The organism is Paraburkholderia sp. Ac-20336 (genome assembly GCF_017105025.1).
In the GTDB taxonomy this organism is placed as follows: domain Bacteria; phylum Pseudomonadota; class Gammaproteobacteria; order Burkholderiales; family Burkholderiaceae; genus Paraburkholderia.
Genome location: NZ_JAAGPS010000021.1, coordinates 1 through 17,742 on the forward strand (window position 1 = coordinate 1; position 17,742 = coordinate 17,742).

The window sequence follows — 17,742 nt, forward strand, 5'->3', positions numbered from 1 at the left end:
GCTCGCGCCGTGGCCCGCCGAGGTGTCGGAGGCGCTGCGGGAAGCGCTGCCGCACGCGGTCGGCGGCAATCCGCTGCAACTCGGCGACAACGCGCGTCCCGAGCATTTCGGCACCGCGCTGAAGCTGCTCGCCGAGCATCGCGACACGGGCACCGCGTTCGTGGTCCACGCGCCGACGCATGGCGCGCCGGTTGGCGAAGTCGCGCAGGCGCTGATCGAGCATCAGCGTTTCGCGTATCGAGGGCTGCTCGCGTGCTTCTTCGGCGGCGTCGATGCGACGATGCGCGACGCGTTGCACGCGCAGGGCATTCCGGTTCATACGACGCCGCAGCGGCTCGCGCGCGCGTTCGCGCGTCTCGTCGATTACCGGCTCGGCCGCGAACTGCTGATGCAAACGCCGGAGGGTTTGCCCGCGCGGATTCCCGAGGCGATCGACGCGGCGCAGGCGCAGGTCCGGGAGACGCTGGCGGCGGGCGAGAGCCGGCTCGCGGGGGCCGCGGCGGCGCGGTTTCTGGGGCGGTTCGGCTTGCGGGTGGAGGGGCATGAGGGCGCGGACGCGGCGCGGCGCGCGGCAAGTCATGCGGCGGGCGGCGTGGTCGATGGCGCAACAGGCGGCGCAACGAACGAAGCAACAGATGATGCAACGGGCAGCGCGCCAGGCAACACCGCCAGTACGACGCCAAGCGCTACGGTAAACGCTACGGCACAGCCCCCAAATCCCATCGTCGACATCACCGTCGAACTCCACGATGACGACAACTTCGGCCCCGTATTCCGCTTCACCACGCCGCCCGTCGATGGCGTGTTCGAGGCGATACGCGTCTACGGCTTGCCGCCGCTCAACCCGATGCTCGCGCGCGATATCGTCACGCGTTCGCACTACGCGCGGCTCGTCGCGCCGGAGCCGCCGCTCGCGGCGCTGACGTCGCTCTCGCAGGCGGTCTGCGAGGTGCGCGAGATCGTCGGGATTGCGTTGCGGCTCAGGGTCTACGCGGATCGTGTGATGGTGGTCGATCCCGTGCTGAGTCTCGGCGCGCAGCGCAGCCGCCTCGCGATCGTGCCGTATCCGCGCCGCTTCGAGGAGACGCTCGACTGGCACGGCATGCGCGTGACCGTGCGGCCGATTCGTCCCGAAGACGAAATCGCGCATCGCGACTTCGTGCAGGCGATGACGCCCGAGGATTTGCGCTTGCGCTTCTTCGGCGCGGTCGGGGCGTTCGATCATTCGCAGCTCGCGCGCATGACGCAGATCGACTACGACCGCGAAATGGCGCTGATCGCGACGATCGACAACGAAGCGGGCGTCGCGCAGACGCTCGGCGTGGTACGCGCGGTGGCCGATCCCGACAACGAGACGGCCGAATTCGCGGTGGCCGTGCGCTCGGACCAGAAAGGCCGGCGCCTCGGCCAGTTGCTGATGCAGCGGATCATCGCGTACGCGCGGGCGCGCGGCACTCACTGGCTGGTGGGCGAGGCGTTGCGCGAGAACGGCGCGATGATCGCGCTCGCGAGGTCGAGCGGCTTCACGATCACGCGGACTGACGATCCCGGCGTGGTCGGCTTCCGGATGGCGCTCGACGAAAGCGTCGAGGCGGATACGAAGAGCGGGCCGAAGTTCGGGGAGCCGCAGCCCGCGCGTTGAGCGGTTGAGCCAGCCCGGCTTACGCCGCCAGCTTCCCCGCGGCCTCGTCGACCTGCTCGCGCGTCACGGCGAGTTCGTCGAGCCAGGCCTGCGCGTACACCGCGCCGGTTTCGCGCTCGAGCCGCGCGATCGTCGCCGCACAACGGTTCGCATCCTTCAGCGTCGAGATGAACGACTTCACCGACTCGCCGCCCTTGAACGCATCGAACAGCGGCACGCGGATTTCGTCGGGCAGCGCACGCGTCGTCCATTGATACGGCTTGCCGTTGAACGTCAGCGACGGCGGCAGCACGCGCTCCTTGCGCGCGGCCGGAATCAGGCCGAAGGTGCGCGCCGCTTCGCCGATCTGTTCGGAAGAAAACAGCTCGTCGGGCGTGATGTCGAATTGCTGGATGAAGGTCTCGATGCTTTGCATCGCGGCGGCGCGATCGTCGCGGCGCTTTTGCGCGTGAGCGACGATGTCGCGCAGTTCGTCGGCTTCTTCAGGGGTGATCGTGAAGCTCGACTGCTTCTGCTGGAGTTCGGAAAAGCGCTGAAATTCGGAATCGGTCAGAAGTTTGGCCATTGCTCAATCGATGCGCGCACGAGTCTGCTCATGCGGCGTAATTTTGGAAGGGCCGCCATTCTAAACCATGTGGGGGAGTGGTCACGATGCCGGGAGTGAAACTGGGGCCGCGCCATGAATGTTGGGGTGTAGCGGTTCGTGGCGTTGAGCGCAGAGCAACGAATAGCGTGCGGCCCGACAGAAAATGCCCTGATTACCTTGCCTAACGGGGGCGACACAATTAGATTGTTAAAAATGACTATCCCGAAATTAAATATTGAAATTTAAGATGAATCCGAAATTAGAATCGGTAGCGAGGAGTCGTCAAGGAAATTCGAAAATAAACGGAAATTGAAATGGCCGATATCTTTATCAAGATCGACGGTATCACCGGTGAATCGCAGGACACAACGTATCCTGATGAAATCGAGGTTCTTGGTTGGAATTAGAAAATCACACAGCAGTCCAGCATGCATTCCGGTTCGGGTCGTGGTGCAGCTAGGGCAACAGTTTCGGATTTGCATTTCGTACACAGGATCGATCGCGCAAGTCCTAATCTGGCGAGTTACTGTTTTCGGGGAACACATGTTCCTAAGGCCGTGCTCACCATGCGTAAGGCCGGCGGTGCTCCTCTGGAGTATCTGAAAATCACGCTGTACGACGTGATTGTTTCGCACGTTGAGCCGGCGGCCAATGACGGCCTGGATTTGGAGCATGTCGCGCTGTCGTTTGCACGTATCAAGAAGGAATATGTAGTGCAGCGCGACTGGCGGCAGTCGGGGGACAGTGACCGCGTTGATTGATGTAAAGCAGAATAATGTCAGTTGAGATTACGCAGCAATGAATGAATACGAGCGGCTACTAAACGACGAGTCAACGTCTCCAGTAAATCACTATTCGTATGGGGACGCAATGATCTTACGGCCTGTGAGTTGTACATTGCGGTGCTGACGGAGGAAATATGTAAGCGACTGGGCGCGGCGGATGTTGCTGCGATTATTGCATTCTTGATCGGTCAACCGTTTCTCACAACCAGACAGAAATTTGCGGGCACTACGCCCGGAACTTCCATAGCATCGCAGATCGCCAGGGAGCTTCTTGATTTCAATCTTCCAGTTAGAGTTCCAACGCTGACCAATCAGTCTATGGCGGCCTTGCGTTTTTCAATGACGTGCAATCTTGGGGCCGTTGTAGGTCGATGGACGCCTCAAATTGGCGCGATGATCCTGGTTTATGACGTTGTTATGATTGATCTCACGACTACTTTGCACTTCAACAAGCTCGCAAAACCAGAGGACAGAATCAGTGATCGAACGGTCGGAACACTCGGCTAAAGAGGCATGGCAACAGCTCGAGAAATTCCTGAGAGAGCGGAAATATCTGTCTCTGCGTGAGGTATTGCGGCCTGATATGGATATTCGATGGGATTTGGGAATGGATGGACACGATGCCGTACATTTTTTTCCCGACTTCTTCGAGGTATTCCAGATCAGGAGCGGCGACTTTACATACGATAAGTATTTTGATGGAGAGAGCGTCAATATTTTTTCTACCGTATGCACGCTTTTATTCGCGCTGTTCTTCAAAAAATTTCGCAAAGAGATACGCGAAAAAAACGAATCGACAAAACTAACGGCCGGGATGCTCCAACGTGCTATCGAACTCGGTATATGGGATAGCCAACGCCTGATAAAGCAGGAAAAGCAATGACCGAACGGCCCGCTGACATACGGGCTTTTTTTGCAACGGTGTTGAGTCCATCGCGAAGTGCACGCGTCTACCTGTTCCCCTTCCAATCAAAACCCGCCCTGCATCAATCAGGTAACGCAGTGGGCAAATCCCGTTCGCGCATGGTAAAACACCAGACACCCAGGCATGGAACCGGAGAAAGAGCTTCGCACGGGACCCGAGTAGGCGCTCAAGCACCCACTTCGGATCGCTAGCCCAAGAAAGCCCTCACTCCGGTCAACAAGGAGACGCGCTCAATGACTGCAGCGATCGGTTCGAAGATCGGGCAGCGGCGCCGTATCGGCCGCGGCTCGCTGCAAGTGAGCGGATTGGGTCTCGGCACGGCGCCGCTCGGCGGCCTGTACCACGATCTGTCCGACGAGGAGGCTCATGCGACCATCGCCGCCGCATGGGACGCTGGCGTGCGTTACTTCGACACCGCGCCGCACTACGGCAACACGAAGGCCGAGCATCGGCTCGGCACCGCGTTGCGTCATTATCCGCGTGGCGAGTACGTGCTTTCCACCAAGGTGGGGCGGCGCTTCGTGCCGCGCACCACGCCGTTCGACGACCGCGAGGGCTGGCAGAATCCATTGCCGTTCGAAGCGATCTACGACTACACGCACGACGGCATTCTGCGGTCGTTCGAGGATAGCCAGCAGCGCCTCGGCATCGTCGACATCGACATCCTGCTCGTGCACGACATCGGCCGGCTCACGCACGGCGCTCAGCATCCGCACTACTGGCGGCAATTGACCGAAGGCGGCGGCTTTCGCGCGCTCGACCGGCTGCGCTCGACGGGCGCGATCAAGGCGGTCGGCCTCGGCGTCAACGAAGGCGCCGTCATACTCGACACGCTGGCCGAGTTCGATATCGATTGCGCGTTGCTGGCCGGCCGTTATACGCTGCTCGAACAGACCACCCTCGACGATCTGCTGCCCGCGTGCGAAGCGCGCGGCGTCGGCATCCTGCTAGGCGGCGCGTTCAATTCGGGCATTCTGGCGCGCGGCGTCGCGGGCGATCTGAAGTTCAATTACGGCAACGCGCCGCCCGACGTGATTGAGCGCGTCGCGCGTCTGGAGGCGGTCTGCCGCGTGCATCAGGTGCCGCTCGCCGCCGCCGCGTTGCAGTTTCCGTATGCGCATCCGGCGGTCGCCACCGTGCTGACCGGCGCGCGCAGTGCCGACGAATTGCGCGAGAACGTCGCGTCGTTCGAGCAGCCGATCCCCGCGGCCTTGTGGTCCGCGTTGCGCGATGAGGGTCTGCTCGACGCGCGCGCCCCCGCCCCCAAGGATTGACCGGATCATGCCGATCGACGCTCACCAGCATTACTGGGACCCTGCGCGTGGCGACTACGAGTGGCTCACGCCGGAACTGAAAATTCTCTACCGGCCGTTCGGCCCCGCGGATCTACGGCCGCTGCGCGAGCAGGCGGGCGTCGAGCGGACCGTGGTCGTGCAGGCGGCGCCCACGCTCGACGAAACGCGCTATCTGCTCGACCTCGCGCGGCACGAGCCGTCGATTGCCGGCGTGGTCGGCTGGGTGCCGCTGCTGCTGCCGAACGCGCCCGACCTGATCGGGGCGCTCGCGCGCGAGCCGAAGTTCAAGGGCGTGCGGCCGATGTTGCAGGACCATCCCGACGACAGCTGGATCGCGAACCCCGATCTCGCGCCTGCCGTCGACGCGCTGATCGCGCACGATCTCGCCTTCGATGCGCTGATCTACACGCGCCATGTCCAGTACGTCGAAACCTTCGCGCAGCGTTTTCCGGCGCTGCGCATCGTCGTCGATCATGGCGCGAAGCCGCCGATCCGTTACGGCCAGGCGGGCTATCAGGCGTGGCGCGATGCGATCACGCGTCTCGCCGCGCTGCCTCAGGTGCACTGCAAGCTCTCGGGGCTCGCGACCGAGGCGTCGCCGGGCTGGACCGAGGACACGCTGCGGCCCTACGTCGAGCATCTGCTGGATGCGTTCGGCCCCGCGCGTCTGATGTGGGGCAGCGACTGGCCGATGCTCGAACTGAACGGCGACTATCTGCTCTGGCATTCGGTGGCGGCCACGCTGCTCGCGTCGTTGAGCGATGCCGAGCGCAACGCCGTGTTCGGCGAGAACGCCGCCGCGTTTTACCGGCTCTGAGCGCCGGCAACCCCAGACCATTCAGGCCATTCAGGAAACTCAGCAACGTTAGCAGCCCACCCAACTGGAGTCGTAGATGACACAAAGACTGGCCGGCAAAACGGCCCTGATCACCGCGGCGGGACAAGGCATCGGTCTCGCCACCGCCGAACTGTTCGCGCGCGAAGGCGCGCGCGTGATCGCCACCGACATCCGCATCGACGGACTCGCGGGTAAACCGGTCGAGGCGCGCAAGCTCGACGTGCTCGACGGCGCGGCGATCAAGGCGCTCGCCGCCGAGGTCGGTACGGTCGACGTGCTGTTCAACTGCGCGGGCTTCGTGCATGCGGGCAACATCCTCGAATGCAGCGAGGAAGACTGGGACTTCGCGTTCGACCTCAACGCGAAGGCGATGTACCGGATGATCCGCGCGTTCCTGCCGGGCATGCTGGAGAAGGGCGCCGGCTCGATCATCAACATGTCGTCGGCGGCGTCGAGCGTGAAGGGCGTGCCGAACCGCTTCGCGTACGGCGCGTCGAAGGCCGCGGTGATCGGGCTCACGAAGGCCGTCGCCGCGGACTTCGTCACGCGTGGTGTACGCTGTAACGCGATTTGCCCGGGCACGGTGTCCTCGCCGTCGCTCGAACAGCGAATCGCCGCGCAGGCTCAGGCGCAGGGCGCGACGCTCGACGCGGTGCAGGCCGCTTTCGTCGCGCGCCAGCCGATGGGCCGCATCGGCAAGCCGGAAGAAATCGCCGCGCTGGCGCTGTATCTCGCGTCCGACGAGTCGTCCTTCACGACGGGCCAGGCCCATGTGATCGACGGCGGCTGGTCGAACTGATTCTGCCTGATTGACGCAACACTACTGAACGTAAAGGGAAGTGCAACGATGAAACTGCTTCGTTATGGGCCGAAAGGCCAGGAAAAGCCGGGCCTGCTCGACGCGCAAGGCAAGATTCGCGACCTGTCGAAGGTGGTCGCCGATATCGACGGCACAGCGCTCAGCGACGCAAGCCTCGCGACACTGCGCGCGCTCGATCCGGCCACGTTGCCGGTCGTCGAAGGCAATCCGCGCATGGGTCCGTGCGTCGGCAAGATCGGCAAATTCATCTGCATCGGCCTCAATTACGCGGATCACGCGGCGGAATCGAATCTGCCGGTGCCGACCGAGCCGGTCATCTTCAACAAGTGGACGAGCGCGATCAGCGGCCCGAACGACGACATCGAAATTCCGCGCGGCTCGAAGAAGACCGACTGGGAAGTCGAACTCGGCGTCGTGATCGGCAAGGCGGCGAAGTATGTCGACGAAGCGAACGCGCTCGACTACGTGGCCGGCTATTGCATCATCAACGACGTGTCGGAACGCGAATGGCAGATCGAGCGCGGCGGCACGTGGGACAAGGGCAAGGGCTTCGACACGTTCGGCCCGATCGGCCCGTGGGTCGTCACGCGCGATGAAGTCGCCGATCCGCAGAACCTGAGCATGTGGCTCGAAGTGGACGGCCATCGCTACCAGAACGGCAGCACGAAGACGATGGTGTTCGGCGTCGCGCAACTGGTGTCGTACGTGTCGCAGTGCATGAGCCTGCAACCGGGCGATGTGATCTCGACCGGCACGCCGCCGGGCGTCGGCATGGGCGTGAAGCCGAACCCGGTGTTCCTGAAGCCGGGGCAGACGGTGCGCCTCGGTATCGAGGGTCTCGGCGAGCAGACGCAGAAGACTTACGCGGCGGAATAAGCCGCACGACGCTCGAAGGCCGCGCGCGCGTCGGTTTCGGCGCGCGGATGCCGCGGCCAGCAAAAAAGCCGTTCCCTTTTACGGGAACGGCTTTTTTTCGTATGCATCTCCACTTCAGCCGGCGCTTTGCGCCACGCGCGGTACGGCTGGCTACCCCGCCGGCACGTCGTCCCCATTCTGGCCGATCCGATTCACCGTTCCCTGTGCGACCGCGACGAGCTTTTCGCGATTCCCGTCCATCACGAACACGCTGCACTGGCAGGTCGCCTGATGCCGGCCCGCATAAATCACGCTCGCGCGCGCGATCAGTATGCCGTTCACCGCCGGGCGCAGATAGTTGATCTTGTATTCGCCGGTCACGACTTTCGGGCCGAGCGACAGCGCGCCCGCGAAGGTCAGCGCGTTATCGGCGAGATAGCTGATGACGCCGCCGTGCACGAAGCCATGCTGCTGCCTCAGCTCATCGCGAATCGGCAGACTCAGCGTGAGTTCGTTGCCGTCGGCGTGCATCAATTCCGCGCCGAGCAGCATGCTGAACGGCTGGGCGTGCAGTGCGCCGCGCGCCCGGTCGAGAAGGTCGGTCATCGTCGTTCCTTGGGGAAGGCCTGTGCGGGCATCCGCGGCGGCGTACTCCGCGCGGTCCCTACCCACTCTAGGAAGCGTGGCTGCATCGCGTCAAGGCGATTTCGCAAAATACATGCTGCATTGTTGCGCAAAACGACTCTAATTTCGACGATCGCCGATGAACCGTGGACATAGCGCGCTGTTTGCTGAACTTGGCCTCAAGTTGCGCGTCAGCCTGCCGTAAACCCTGGTGTATTCCTCGTCACCCTTTGCCCTTCAGGTGTCCACGATGTTCAGCAAGATCAAGGTCGCATCCGGCCTCTTAAGTGTTCTGGTCGCGTTCTGCGTATTCCAGCTCGTCACGGTGGGTCTCGGCTTCTGGTCGTTGACGCGTTCGCACGACGACGTCGGCGAGCTTTCGAACATCGCGCTGAAACAGGTGAATGCGGTCAACCAGACGACGCAGCGTCTGATGGACGTGCGCATCAACCTGTCGCGCGCCGGCACGCGCATGGCGCGCGGCGGCACCGAGCCGACCGATATCGTGCAGCATGCGCGCGAGCAGCTTACCGCCGCCGAGCAGTCGTTCGCGGCGTTCACGGGCGCGCAGAAAACCAGCGGCGAAAATACCGCGCGCGCCGCCGCACTCGCCGAACGCTACAAGAAGCTGCACGACGCGCTCGCCGAATTGGCGCAGGACCTCGATTCGAACAACCTGCAGGCCTTCCTCGATCAGCCGACGCAGTCGTTCCAGGACGCCTACCTGACGGAAGTGCGCAACTTCGTGCAATTCGGCGACGCCGCGAGCCGCGCGTCGCTCGATTCGATCGATGCGCGCATGGCGGCGTTTCGCATCGTCAGCGTCGTGATCCTGCTCGTGCTCGTGAGCGGCACGCTGGCGGTCTACGCGGCGCTGCGCCGCGGAGTCGTCGCGCCGCTCGAAGAGGCGGGCCGCCACTTCGAGCGCATCGCGCAAGGGCGTCTCGACCAGCCGATCGCCGCACGCGGCACCAACGAGATCGGCCGCCTGTTCTCGGGCCTCGCGGCGATGCAGGCGAGCGTCGCGCGCACCGTGCAGAGCGTGCGCGAATCGGCCGACTCGATCCATATCGGCGCCGATGAAATCGCCACCGGCAACGCCGATCTGTCGGCGCGCACCGAAAACCAGGCCGCTTCGCTCGAGGAAACCGCGTCGAGCATGGAAGAACTGACCGCGACCGTGCGCCAGAACGCGGATCACGCGCGCGAAGCGAACGCGCTTGCCGAGACCGCGCTCGACGCGACCTCGCGCGGCAGCGAGGTGGTCAACCAGGTGGTCGACAAGATGCGCGGCATCGCGCAAAGCTCGGACCGGATCGCCGAAATCATCTCGGTGATCGACGGCATCGCCTTCCAGACCAACATCCTCGCGCTGAACGCGGCCGTCGAGGCGGCGCGCGCGGGCGAGCAGGGCCGCGGCTTCGCGGTCGTGGCCGGCGAGGTGCGCGGACTCGCGCAGCGCAGCGCGCAGTCGGCGAAGGAAATCAAGACGCTGATCAGCGAGTCGGTTGCCGAGATTCAGGGCGGCTCGGCGCTCGTCGAGCGCGCCGGCGAGGCGATGAGCCACGTGTCGGCGTCGATCTCGCGCGTCACGCAGATGATGGCGGAGATCAGCGCGTCGTCGCTCGAACAGAGCACCGGCATCGAGCAGGTGAACCAGGCGGTCGTGCAGATGGACGAAATGACCCAGCAGAACGCGGCGCTCGTCGAAGAGGCCGCGGCGGCGGCGGCTTCGCTGCATCAGCAGACGCAGCAGTTGAAGCAGGCCGTCTCGGTGTTCGAAATTTCGGAAACTGTGTTGCGCACGCAACAGCCGGGCGCGATGCCGGCCGCGAATGCGGAATTCGGATTAAGCGCAATGCATGCGATTTAATGCGGTAGCGCTTTGAAAAGCAGGTATTGAAAAGCACATCGAAAAAGCATCAAAAAGAAAATGGCCCGCGAAAGCGAGCCATTTTGCATTAGATGCGGCAGGCGCCGGAAAAGGCACCTATGCGCGCTATCCAGGTCGTCCTGACAGTACGGAAGTACTTAGGCCGACTGGATGTTCGCGGCTTGCTTGCCCTTCGGGCCTTGCTTGACTTCGAACGTCACTTTCTGGTTTTCCTGCAGGGACTTGAAGCCCGATGACTGGATTTCCGAGAAGTGTGCAAACAGGTCTTCGCCGCCGTCGTCCGGGGTGATGAAGCCAAAGCCCTTTGCATCGTTAAACCACTTAACAGTACCTGTTGCCATTTTTGATCCAATAAATGTTGTGTGTTGCATTCGCGTTCGTTATCCCTCGACGTGAGGCAAAGCGCGAGGGGAGAGTTGTATCACGTCTTTATGACGGACGCCAATCAACCCGTATCCGGGTATTCCCCGGTTCTGATATTTTTTGACGCCCAAAAAGCCTTCGAAAGGCATTGTTTTGTCGCCAGGGTAAACCAGCGAGACCGGCTTGCGGCCACTTCCTGTGAAGAGCGGCAGCGCGTTTTTTCAGCCAAAGACGTTTGTCTTCGGATGATTGGTTCGGCCAGCTATCTTCGTCTATTGTCTTTCAATTTCGCCTAAGACAGCGTTTCCGATTCCGCAGCGGCGGGCAGTGCCGCGTACGCCGTGGCGAGGTGATACGGCGTGGTCGACGGCATGTCCGCGCGCGCCACGTCGCCCGCCGATGTTTTGCATTCGAACCAGCCGCGCGAATGCAAAAACCGTTGCGCGAAGAGTGCAATCTGTTGCGATAACGCGGCGCGCACGGCCGGGTCGTCGTGACAGGCGAGCGCGCGCAGATATTCCGTTTGCGCCCAGATCCGCTCGGTCGCGTCCTTGATATGGCCGGCTTCGTCGAGCGAGGCGCATACGCCGCCGCTGTGCGGGTCCACGCCGTGCTGCCGCGCAAAGGTAAAGGCGCGCGCGAGCGCTTCGGGGAGGCCCGTCCCGTCGACGAGGCTGCCCGCCTGCCTGACCAGCCAGAACCATTCGAACTGATGCCCCGGCTCGAGGCGGTTGTCGCTTGCGCCGATCGGCAATTCGGCGATGCAGCCGCTCGGCGCATGCACGAAATGCCGCGCGACCGCGCCGGCCAGGCGGCGCAACGCGGCGCCGAAGGCGTTGTCGTGGGTAGCCTCGCAGGCGGCGAGCCACGCTTCGGTCAGGTGCATCAGCGGATTTTGCAGCGGCGTGCCGGTGACTTTCGAGAAGTCGACACTGAGCGCGGCGTTGAACAGACCGTCGTCGGCCGCGAAGTTCGACTGGATCAGCGCGGTCGTGCCGTGTACGAGCGCGAGCGCGTCGCGATTGCCGGAGCGCCGGCCGTATTCGGCGCACGCGAAGATGACGAACGCGTGCGTGTAGAGGTCCTTGGTGGTGTCGAGCGGCACGCCGAGCGCATCGACGCTGTAGAACCATCCGCCGTGGTCGGTGTCCTGAAAGGTGTGCTTCAGCGAATCGAACAGCACGCGCGCATGCTCCATGTCGCCCGCCTGCGCAAACGTGAACAACTGTCGCGCGCAGGCCATCGCCCGATAGCGCTGCGCGGGCAGCGGCCGATGATCGCCGGCGTCGAGCGCTTCGTACGGCAGCTTCAGGGTGGTGTTGAAGCCGGAGCCGCGCCACATCGGCAGCACCACGTTCGCGAAGTGCCCGCGCAGCGCGGTCGCTGTCGTGGCGGTGGTGGTCGTGGCGAAGGGCGGGGTCGGGCTCGGCATAGGCGGATGGGGCGGGTGCGGCGTTTCGGCGTGGCGTTGAGGGCGGCGATGCAAGGCAGTGATTCAGGACAGCGATTCAAGGCAGCGGCTCGGGCGCGCCAATGTGCGGCTTAGCATAAAGCAAACGTCTCGCGCTGGCACGGACGTCGGCATGAGTCTGTGACATGCACGACGCATGCGCGATGCGGAGTTCGCGTGCGAGGTGGACCGCGAAAGGGGCATGAAGCCGCGCGATGAAGCATGAGCGAAGCGAGCGGCCCCGCGCTCATTTCAGATAAGGAGGAACAACCATGCTCGGCAATCTCGAACTGGTCTCCCGTCTCGTGTTGGCCGCGGCGCTCGGCAGCGTGATCGGCTTCGAGCGCGAGCGGCTTTCGTGGGCAGCGGGACTGCGCACGCATATGCTGGTCTGCGTCGGCTCGGCGCTCATCATGATCGTGTCCGCGTATGGCTTCGCCGAAGTGCTGCAGGGTGAACACGTCGTGCTCGATCCGTCGCGGATGGCCGCCCAGGTCGTGTCGGGCATCGGCTTTCTCGGCGCGGGCTCGATTCTGCTGCGCGGCGAGATCGTGCGCGGGCTGACCACCGCGGCGAGCCTATGGTCGGTCGCGGCGATCGGGCTCGCGGTCGGCGGCGGGCTGTACACGGCGTCGATTGCCGCGACGATCATCATTCTGATCATCCTCGCCGGTATCAAGCCGCTCGAGCGGCGCTTCATCACGGTCAAGCAGCGCCGCCAACTGACGATGATCGTCGAGCGCGGCGCGCTCACGTTTCACTCGCTGCACGACGAACTCGGCGCCGCCAGCCCGCGCGTCAAGCAGTTCGTGATGCAGCAGAGCGATGACGCGCCCGAGTGCGACGAGGTGATGATTACGCTGCACCGCGTGTCGAATGTGGAATACGACTCGATCTGCGCACGCTTGCGGCAACTGCACGGTGTGAGGCAGTTTCGCCAGGATGACGCGACGTCGTGACGCGGTGTTGTAATACGGCGTTGTGATTCGGCGTGATTTTCCGTGAGGCGTCGTGAGATGGGGGATGGGCGGAAGCGGCGCAAATCGTCGGCGAATGGCTTCGGCACGGGCGGAGCGCCGTGCGACAATGCGGGGTCTAAAAATTCCAATGGCAATGACGAGCGGTATCCGGCGCCCCGTTCCCGGCGACGACCGCTTTTTTCTCTATGGCAGATTCAGTAGCATCCCCGCAGTCCAAGCCCAGGCGCGCTGCTTCGAAGAAGCAGCGGCAGGGCGCCGTCTCCACCGAAACCGAAAACAAGCTGGCGCGCGCGGCGCGCTCGGCACAACGCCTCGCGCAACTGAGCGGCGCCGCGCGAGACGACAGCACGCTCGACCTGTTCCCCGACGATCCGACCCGCGCGCGGCTCGAAGCGATGAATATCGACATTCGCCAGGGCACGCTGCATGGCTTCGAGTTGCCCGACGTGGTGTTGCAGGCCGTCGGTGCGCTCGACGACAACGCATCGCCCGACAAGGCGGCGCGCCGCGCGCCGCGTGCGGCGAAGGCCGATGTGGCGGAGGCGGTCAATGCGCAGTTGAGCGGGTTCGATATCGAGCCGCAGCCGGGAGTAGCGGTTGTGCCGGCGGGTGAGGTAGCGGGCGGTGGGGTGGATGCGGTGGGGGCTGCGGAGGAGTCGAAGGCCTCGGGTGCTTCAGGCGAAGCGGCGCCGGAAGCCGATGCGACTGCCGGCAACTCAGCCGCCGCAGCCGCGCGCGAACAGTCCGCGCCGCTTGCCTCGACGATGGCGGCTACCGTCGCGCGCAGCGTGACCGCGCTGCGTCAGGCGACGGAAGCAGGAGCCGCGGCGGGTTCGGGCACCGCGCCGGCCGTGGGCGGCGGCAAGCCGTCGCAGCGTTTTGCCGCGACGTCCACGAAGGCCGCGGTGGCTTCGCGCGAGGCACCTGACAGTCACGCGGGCGCGAACACCACAAGTCAATCCGCTGTGGACGTTTCGGCTCAAGCGCGTGACGCATTCGTTGCTGCGGTCGATTCCACCGTTTTCACGGATCAGCGCGATGTGCAGCCGAACAAGCCTTCGGCTGCCGCGTCTACTGTCGCACCCGCACCCGCACCCGCACCCGCACCCGCACCCGCACCCGCACCCGCGTCGCTCGACACTCCCGCCGCCTTCGCCACACCGTGGCGCGACGCACATCGCGCCGAGCCGGAACTCGATCGCGCGCGGGCGACCGCCTTTGCCGATACCGTCGATGCGCTTTACGGCGTGATCGCCGATCAGCGCCGCGCCGCGACCGATCATTCGCGCCGTATGAAATGGATGCTGTCGATCGTGGTCGGCGCGCTGCTCGTGACGGTTGCGATCGGCGTTGCGCAAACGCTGCTGCTGATGCGCCTGACGCGCGAAACCACGGCGCAGCAGCAGCGCATCGAGCAGATGATGCAGAACCAGCAGGCGGCGATGGTCAGCCTGCTCGACGCGCATACGGCGGTGGCCGCGGCCACCGCCCCGTCAGCGCCAGCGCCAGCGGCCACGGCACCGGTTGCACCCCAGCAGGTCGCCGCGACGCAGACGGCTCATGGCCGGCACAGCGTCCGCCCGCCGCACGGCCACCGGGCGAAGGCACCCGCCCCGACGCACTGATGATTCTCGCCGCCGCGCCGTGCAAGGCGGGCGCGCCGGCGCTTCATGATGGCCCCATCGCCCGTGCCCGAGGCGGCTCCGAGGCGAAGTGCTCACCCGAAACTCACACCGCGGCGCCGCTTGTCCAGGCGGCGACTCGTTCCCTTGCCCGCCGCGCGCCCGCAACCTTCCAGCGGTCACCTGTTTAACCGCAAACACGCCCCAAACCGCCCAAACGTTAAATCGGGGACGTTGTCCTGATGCAACGCATCATGACCGAAACAGGCCGTGACATCGCGCCACACCGAAAAAATGCTGCGTTGCACTAGCTTTTTATTGGGGAAAACCCTATAGTTGCGCATAAGGGAAAACCCTAGAAACGCAGTCACTAACCGGGAGTCGCCATGAGCTTCATCTTTGCACTGTTCCAAAAGGTCAGCGACCTCTTTGCGTCGCCCCATCTGCCGCTGGATGCGGACTACTCGTACGAAGCGCGCAGCCGCGAAGCGGACCGTGTGCGCCGCACGCAAGCTACGCTGTTCGGCATCAAGCTGACCGACTAAAAGCTGCCTCACCGTCTCAGGCGCAAACATAACGTGCCGGGGCGCGCACTTCGGGTGCGCATCTCAATGAAGCCACTGTTCGCATCAGCGAATCGTGGCTTTTTGTTTTTGAGCCGCCATGCCGTGCGGGCGACGTTGCGGGCGCTCTCGTCCTTACGAAATATTTCTCCGGCGAAATGAATGTAACGGCCGCTCACACCGATTCGCCGGGCCGCGTCGAGGAATCGGGCTGTAAGCCTTGGTGAACGGGGCTCGAAAGCGAAAATCGCCCTGAGTCATCCGTCCCTATCTAAGAAATGCGCGCTTACAAGTGCTCACGTCTTCATGCGCCGCGGGCCGCTAAAGTGCCTCTCAAGCGTACGGCGTCTGGTTCGAACCCAATCGATCCCGAACGGGCAAGCCGAACAGCACGGACGCTGGCTTGAATAAAACTTTGACGGGAGGTCATCATGAAAACTTTCAGCAAGGCATCGCGCTCGGTTATCGCAACGCTGCTCGCCGGTGGCGCACTGCTCGCAGCCGGCAGCGCATTCGCCCAGGATCACATGTACATCCAGAACGGCCCGGCGCCGGTCGTCTACGGCCAGCCGCACATGGTGCCGGTGGGCGTGTCGATCAACATCGGCTGGCATGGCGACCGCTATTGGGACGGCCATCGCTACTGGGCGCACGACGACTGGATGCGCCATCATCCGCACGACTACGATCCGCATCACCGCGACGATCATCGTCCGCCGCCCCCGCGCCACTATTAATGCAGGCATGACGGCGCCGCCTCTCGCGGCGTGAGTCCACGAAGCCGGCCTTTCCCTCGCGGGAAGGCCGGCTTCGGCGCATCTGGGCGTGCGTTTTGCGCATGCTGCGCTATGCTTCGGAGCTTTCATCGACGGCAGCAGGAGCGCATGTGGACAACGCAACGCAGAACGCAACGATAGGCGTGGTGGGCACGGGCCTGATGGGCGTCGGCATCGCGACGCAGAGCGCATTGCATGGATACCGGACAATCGTGCACGACGTCGACCCGGCGCGTCTCGCGAGCGTCGCGCCGAAAGCGGAAGCGGTGCTCGACGAATTGATCGATGCGGGCCGCATCGTCCATGCGGACAAACAGGCGGCGCTCGCGCGCATCGAAACGCACGCGCAACTCGATGCGATGGCGTCGGCGCAATTCGTGATCGAGGCGATTCCCGAGGTGCTCGAACTGAAGCATCGCCTTTATGCGACGCTGACCGATCTGCTTGCCGCGGACGCGATTCTCGCGAGCAACACGAGCGGCTTCCCGCCCGATCGGCTCGCCACGCCGCTGCGCGCGAAGGAACGCTTCGTGATCGCGCATTTCTGGAACCCGCCGCACATGATTCCGCTCGTCGAGGTCGTGCCCGGCAGCGCGACCGCGCCCGAAGTCACGCAGCGGACCGCCGAACTGATGAGCGCGATCGGCATGGAGCCGGTCGTGCTCGCGAAGGCGATTCCGGGTTTCGTCGGCAACCGGCTGCAGTTCGCGGTGCTGCGCGAGGCGCTGAACATCGTCCGGTCGGGGGCGGCGACGCCCGAGGTGGTCGACCGCGTGATGAAGGCGTCGCTCGGACGCCGCTGGGGGATCGTCGGTCCGTTCGAGAGCGCGGACATGGGCGGGCTCGACACTTTCGTCGACATTGCCTCGCATCTGATGCCGCAACTCGCGAAGGACGAGGACGTGATCGATCTGCTGCGCGCGCAGGTCGATGCGGGGCGGGTCGGCGTGCGCAGCGGCGCGGGCTTTCACGAGTGGGACGAAGCGCGGCTTGCGCGCGTCAGGGAAGGGCGTAAGCGCGTGATCGGCCGCGGCTAGTGCAATATTCACGCTAAGTAAGTTTTTTTCAGGCAACTTGTCACACACCAACCCAACGCTACGTCATGTCTCATTACTTTTACGATCCCGCCGCCGGCCACGGTTTGCCTCACGATCCGATCAAGGCCATCGTCGCGCCACGGCTGATCGGCTGGATTTCGTCGCGCGATAGCGAAGGCACGCTCAACCTCGCGCCATACAGCTTCTTCGGCCTGTTCGCCGCACCGCCGGCGATCATCGGTTTTTGCAGCGAAGGCCGCAAGGACAGCATGGCCAATATCGAAGCCACCGGCGAATTCGTGTGGAATCTCGCCACGCGGCCGCTCGCCGAGCAGATGAACCGTTCGTCGGCGCCGGTTGCGTCGCACGTCGACGAGTTTCAGCTGGCCGGGCTCACGCCCGCGCCGGGCCGCAACGTCGCGGTGCCGCACGTCGGCGAGTCGCCGGCCGCGCTCGAATGCAAGCTGCTGCAGATCATGGAGCTGCACGACCTCGACGGCAAACCGGTGGGGAACTACCTGGCGCTCGGCCAGGTGGTCGGCGTGCATATCGACGAGCAGTATCTGAAGGACGGCCTGTTCGACACGCATGCCGCGCAGCCGATCATGCGTGCCGGTTATCGCGCGGACTACGCCGAGATCGGCGCGATGTTCCAGATGTTCCGGCCGACCGCGTAGGCGGTTCGCT

General features: G+C 64.0%; 18 protein-coding genes and 1 pseudogene. 15 read left to right on the forward strand and 4 right to left on the reverse strand.

Annotation, left to right across the window (positions count from 1 at the left end; genetic code table 11):
* Positions 1 to 1,642: GNAT family N-acetyltransferase (locus GXB81_RS09815; protein ID WP_205989003.1), on the forward strand; the 1,642-nt coding region annotated here is incomplete at its 5' end.
* A gap of 19 nt (positions 1,643 to 1,661) precedes the next feature.
* Here the strand turns inward: GXB81_RS09815 and GXB81_RS09820 are convergent.
* Positions 1,662 to 2,207 (reverse strand): hypothetical protein, encoded by a 546-nt coding sequence (locus tag GXB81_RS09820; protein WP_167284098.1) that lies wholly within the window; start codon positions 2,205 to 2,207, stop codon positions 1,662 to 1,664.
* A gap of 335 nt (positions 2,208 to 2,542) precedes the next feature.
* On the opposite strand from GXB81_RS09820, the pseudogene GXB81_RS09825 reads away from it, so the two are divergent.
* The 7 genes and pseudogenes from GXB81_RS09825 to GXB81_RS09855 all read left to right on the forward strand — a co-directional run bounded on the left by GXB81_RS09825 (position 2,543) and on the right by GXB81_RS09855 (position 7,767).
* A pseudogene (locus tag GXB81_RS09825) lies at positions 2,543 to 3,014 on the forward strand (type VI secretion system tube protein Hcp).
* Positions 3,015 to 3,118: 104 nt separating this feature from the next.
* Positions 3,119 to 3,520, forward strand: a complete 402-nt coding sequence (locus GXB81_RS09830; protein WP_167039000.1) for an STM2901 family protein — start codon at positions 3,119 to 3,121, stop codon at positions 3,518 to 3,520.
* Positions 3,492 to 3,896, forward strand: a complete 405-nt coding sequence (locus tag GXB81_RS31745; RefSeq protein WP_205989004.1) for a DUF1493 family protein — start codon at positions 3,492 to 3,494, stop codon at positions 3,894 to 3,896. Before GXB81_RS09830 ends, GXB81_RS31745 begins: the two co-directional genes overlap by 29 nt.
* A 275-nt stretch (positions 3,897 to 4,171) precedes the next feature.
* Positions 4,172 to 5,212 carry an aldo/keto reductase gene (locus GXB81_RS09840; RefSeq protein ID WP_205989005.1) on the forward strand — a complete coding sequence of 347 codons (1,041 nt, stop codon included), beginning with the start codon at positions 4,172 to 4,174 and terminating at the stop codon, positions 5,210 to 5,212.
* Between the two features lie 7 nt (positions 5,213 to 5,219).
* A complete protein-coding gene (locus tag GXB81_RS09845) occupies positions 5,220 to 6,050 on the forward strand; it encodes an amidohydrolase family protein (protein WP_205989006.1) in 831 nt (276 codons plus the stop codon).
* Between the two features lie 76 nt (positions 6,051 to 6,126).
* Complete coding sequence (locus GXB81_RS09850) at positions 6,127 to 6,870, forward strand: SDR family oxidoreductase (protein WP_167039008.1); 744 nt, start codon at positions 6,127 to 6,129, stop codon at positions 6,868 to 6,870.
* A gap of 48 nt (positions 6,871 to 6,918) precedes the next feature.
* Entirely contained in the window at positions 6,919 to 7,767 is an 849-nt protein-coding gene (locus tag GXB81_RS09855) for an ureidoglycolate lyase (protein WP_205989007.1), read from the forward strand.
* Positions 7,768 to 7,917: 150 nt separating this feature from the next.
* Here the strand turns inward: GXB81_RS09855 and GXB81_RS09860 are convergent, their stop codons facing one another.
* On the reverse strand, positions 7,918 to 8,352 hold the full coding sequence (locus GXB81_RS09860; protein ID WP_167039012.1) for a PaaI family thioesterase: 435 nt from the start codon (positions 8,350 to 8,352) through the stop codon (positions 7,918 to 7,920).
* A 268-nt stretch (positions 8,353 to 8,620) separates the two neighbouring features.
* Between GXB81_RS09860 and GXB81_RS09865 the strand changes: the two genes are divergently transcribed.
* A complete protein-coding gene (locus GXB81_RS09865; protein WP_205989008.1) occupies positions 8,621 to 10,243 on the forward strand; it encodes a methyl-accepting chemotaxis protein in 1,623 nt (540 codons plus the stop codon).
* A gap of 158 nt (positions 10,244 to 10,401) precedes the next feature.
* Here the strand turns inward: GXB81_RS09865 and GXB81_RS09870 are convergent, their stop codons facing one another.
* Positions 10,402 to 10,605 (reverse strand): cold-shock protein, encoded by a 204-nt coding sequence (locus GXB81_RS09870; protein ID WP_167039016.1) that lies wholly within the window; start codon positions 10,603 to 10,605, stop codon positions 10,402 to 10,404.
* A 314-nt stretch (positions 10,606 to 10,919) separates the two neighbouring features.
* A complete protein-coding gene (locus tag GXB81_RS09875) occupies positions 10,920 to 12,059 on the reverse strand; it encodes an AGE family epimerase/isomerase (RefSeq protein WP_205989009.1) in 1,140 nt (379 codons plus the stop codon).
* Positions 12,060 to 12,349: 290 nt separating this feature from the next.
* Between GXB81_RS09875 and GXB81_RS09880 the strand changes: the two genes are divergently transcribed.
* The 6 genes from GXB81_RS09880 to GXB81_RS09905 all read left to right on the forward strand — a co-directional run bounded on the left by GXB81_RS09880 (position 12,350) and on the right by GXB81_RS09905 (position 17,732).
* Positions 12,350 to 13,036: an MgtC/SapB family protein gene (locus tag GXB81_RS09880; RefSeq protein WP_205989010.1), complete on the forward strand. Its 687-nt coding sequence runs from the start codon at positions 12,350 to 12,352 to the stop codon at positions 13,034 to 13,036.
* A gap of 206 nt (positions 13,037 to 13,242) precedes the next feature.
* Entirely contained in the window at positions 13,243 to 14,682 is a 1,440-nt protein-coding gene (locus GXB81_RS09885) for a hypothetical protein (protein ID WP_205989011.1), read from the forward strand.
* A 383-nt stretch (positions 14,683 to 15,065) separates the two neighbouring features.
* The gene (locus GXB81_RS09890; RefSeq protein ID WP_167284087.1) at positions 15,066 to 15,224 is read left to right on the forward strand and encodes a hypothetical protein; all 159 of its coding nucleotides are present in this window, start codon (positions 15,066 to 15,068) and stop codon (positions 15,222 to 15,224) included.
* A gap of 449 nt (positions 15,225 to 15,673) precedes the next feature.
* Positions 15,674 to 15,979: a hypothetical protein gene (locus GXB81_RS09895; protein WP_167039027.1), complete on the forward strand. Its 306-nt coding sequence runs from the start codon at positions 15,674 to 15,676 to the stop codon at positions 15,977 to 15,979.
* Between the two features lie 200 nt (positions 15,980 to 16,179).
* Entirely contained in the window at positions 16,180 to 17,055 is an 876-nt protein-coding gene (locus tag GXB81_RS09900; protein WP_240162832.1) for a 3-hydroxyacyl-CoA dehydrogenase family protein, read from the forward strand.
* 65 nt (positions 17,056 to 17,120) lie between these two features.
* The gene (locus GXB81_RS09905) at positions 17,121 to 17,732 is read left to right on the forward strand and encodes a flavin reductase family protein (protein ID WP_167039031.1); all 612 of its coding nucleotides are present in this window, start codon (positions 17,121 to 17,123) and stop codon (positions 17,730 to 17,732) included.
* Positions 17,733 to 17,742 lie beyond the last annotated feature (10 nt).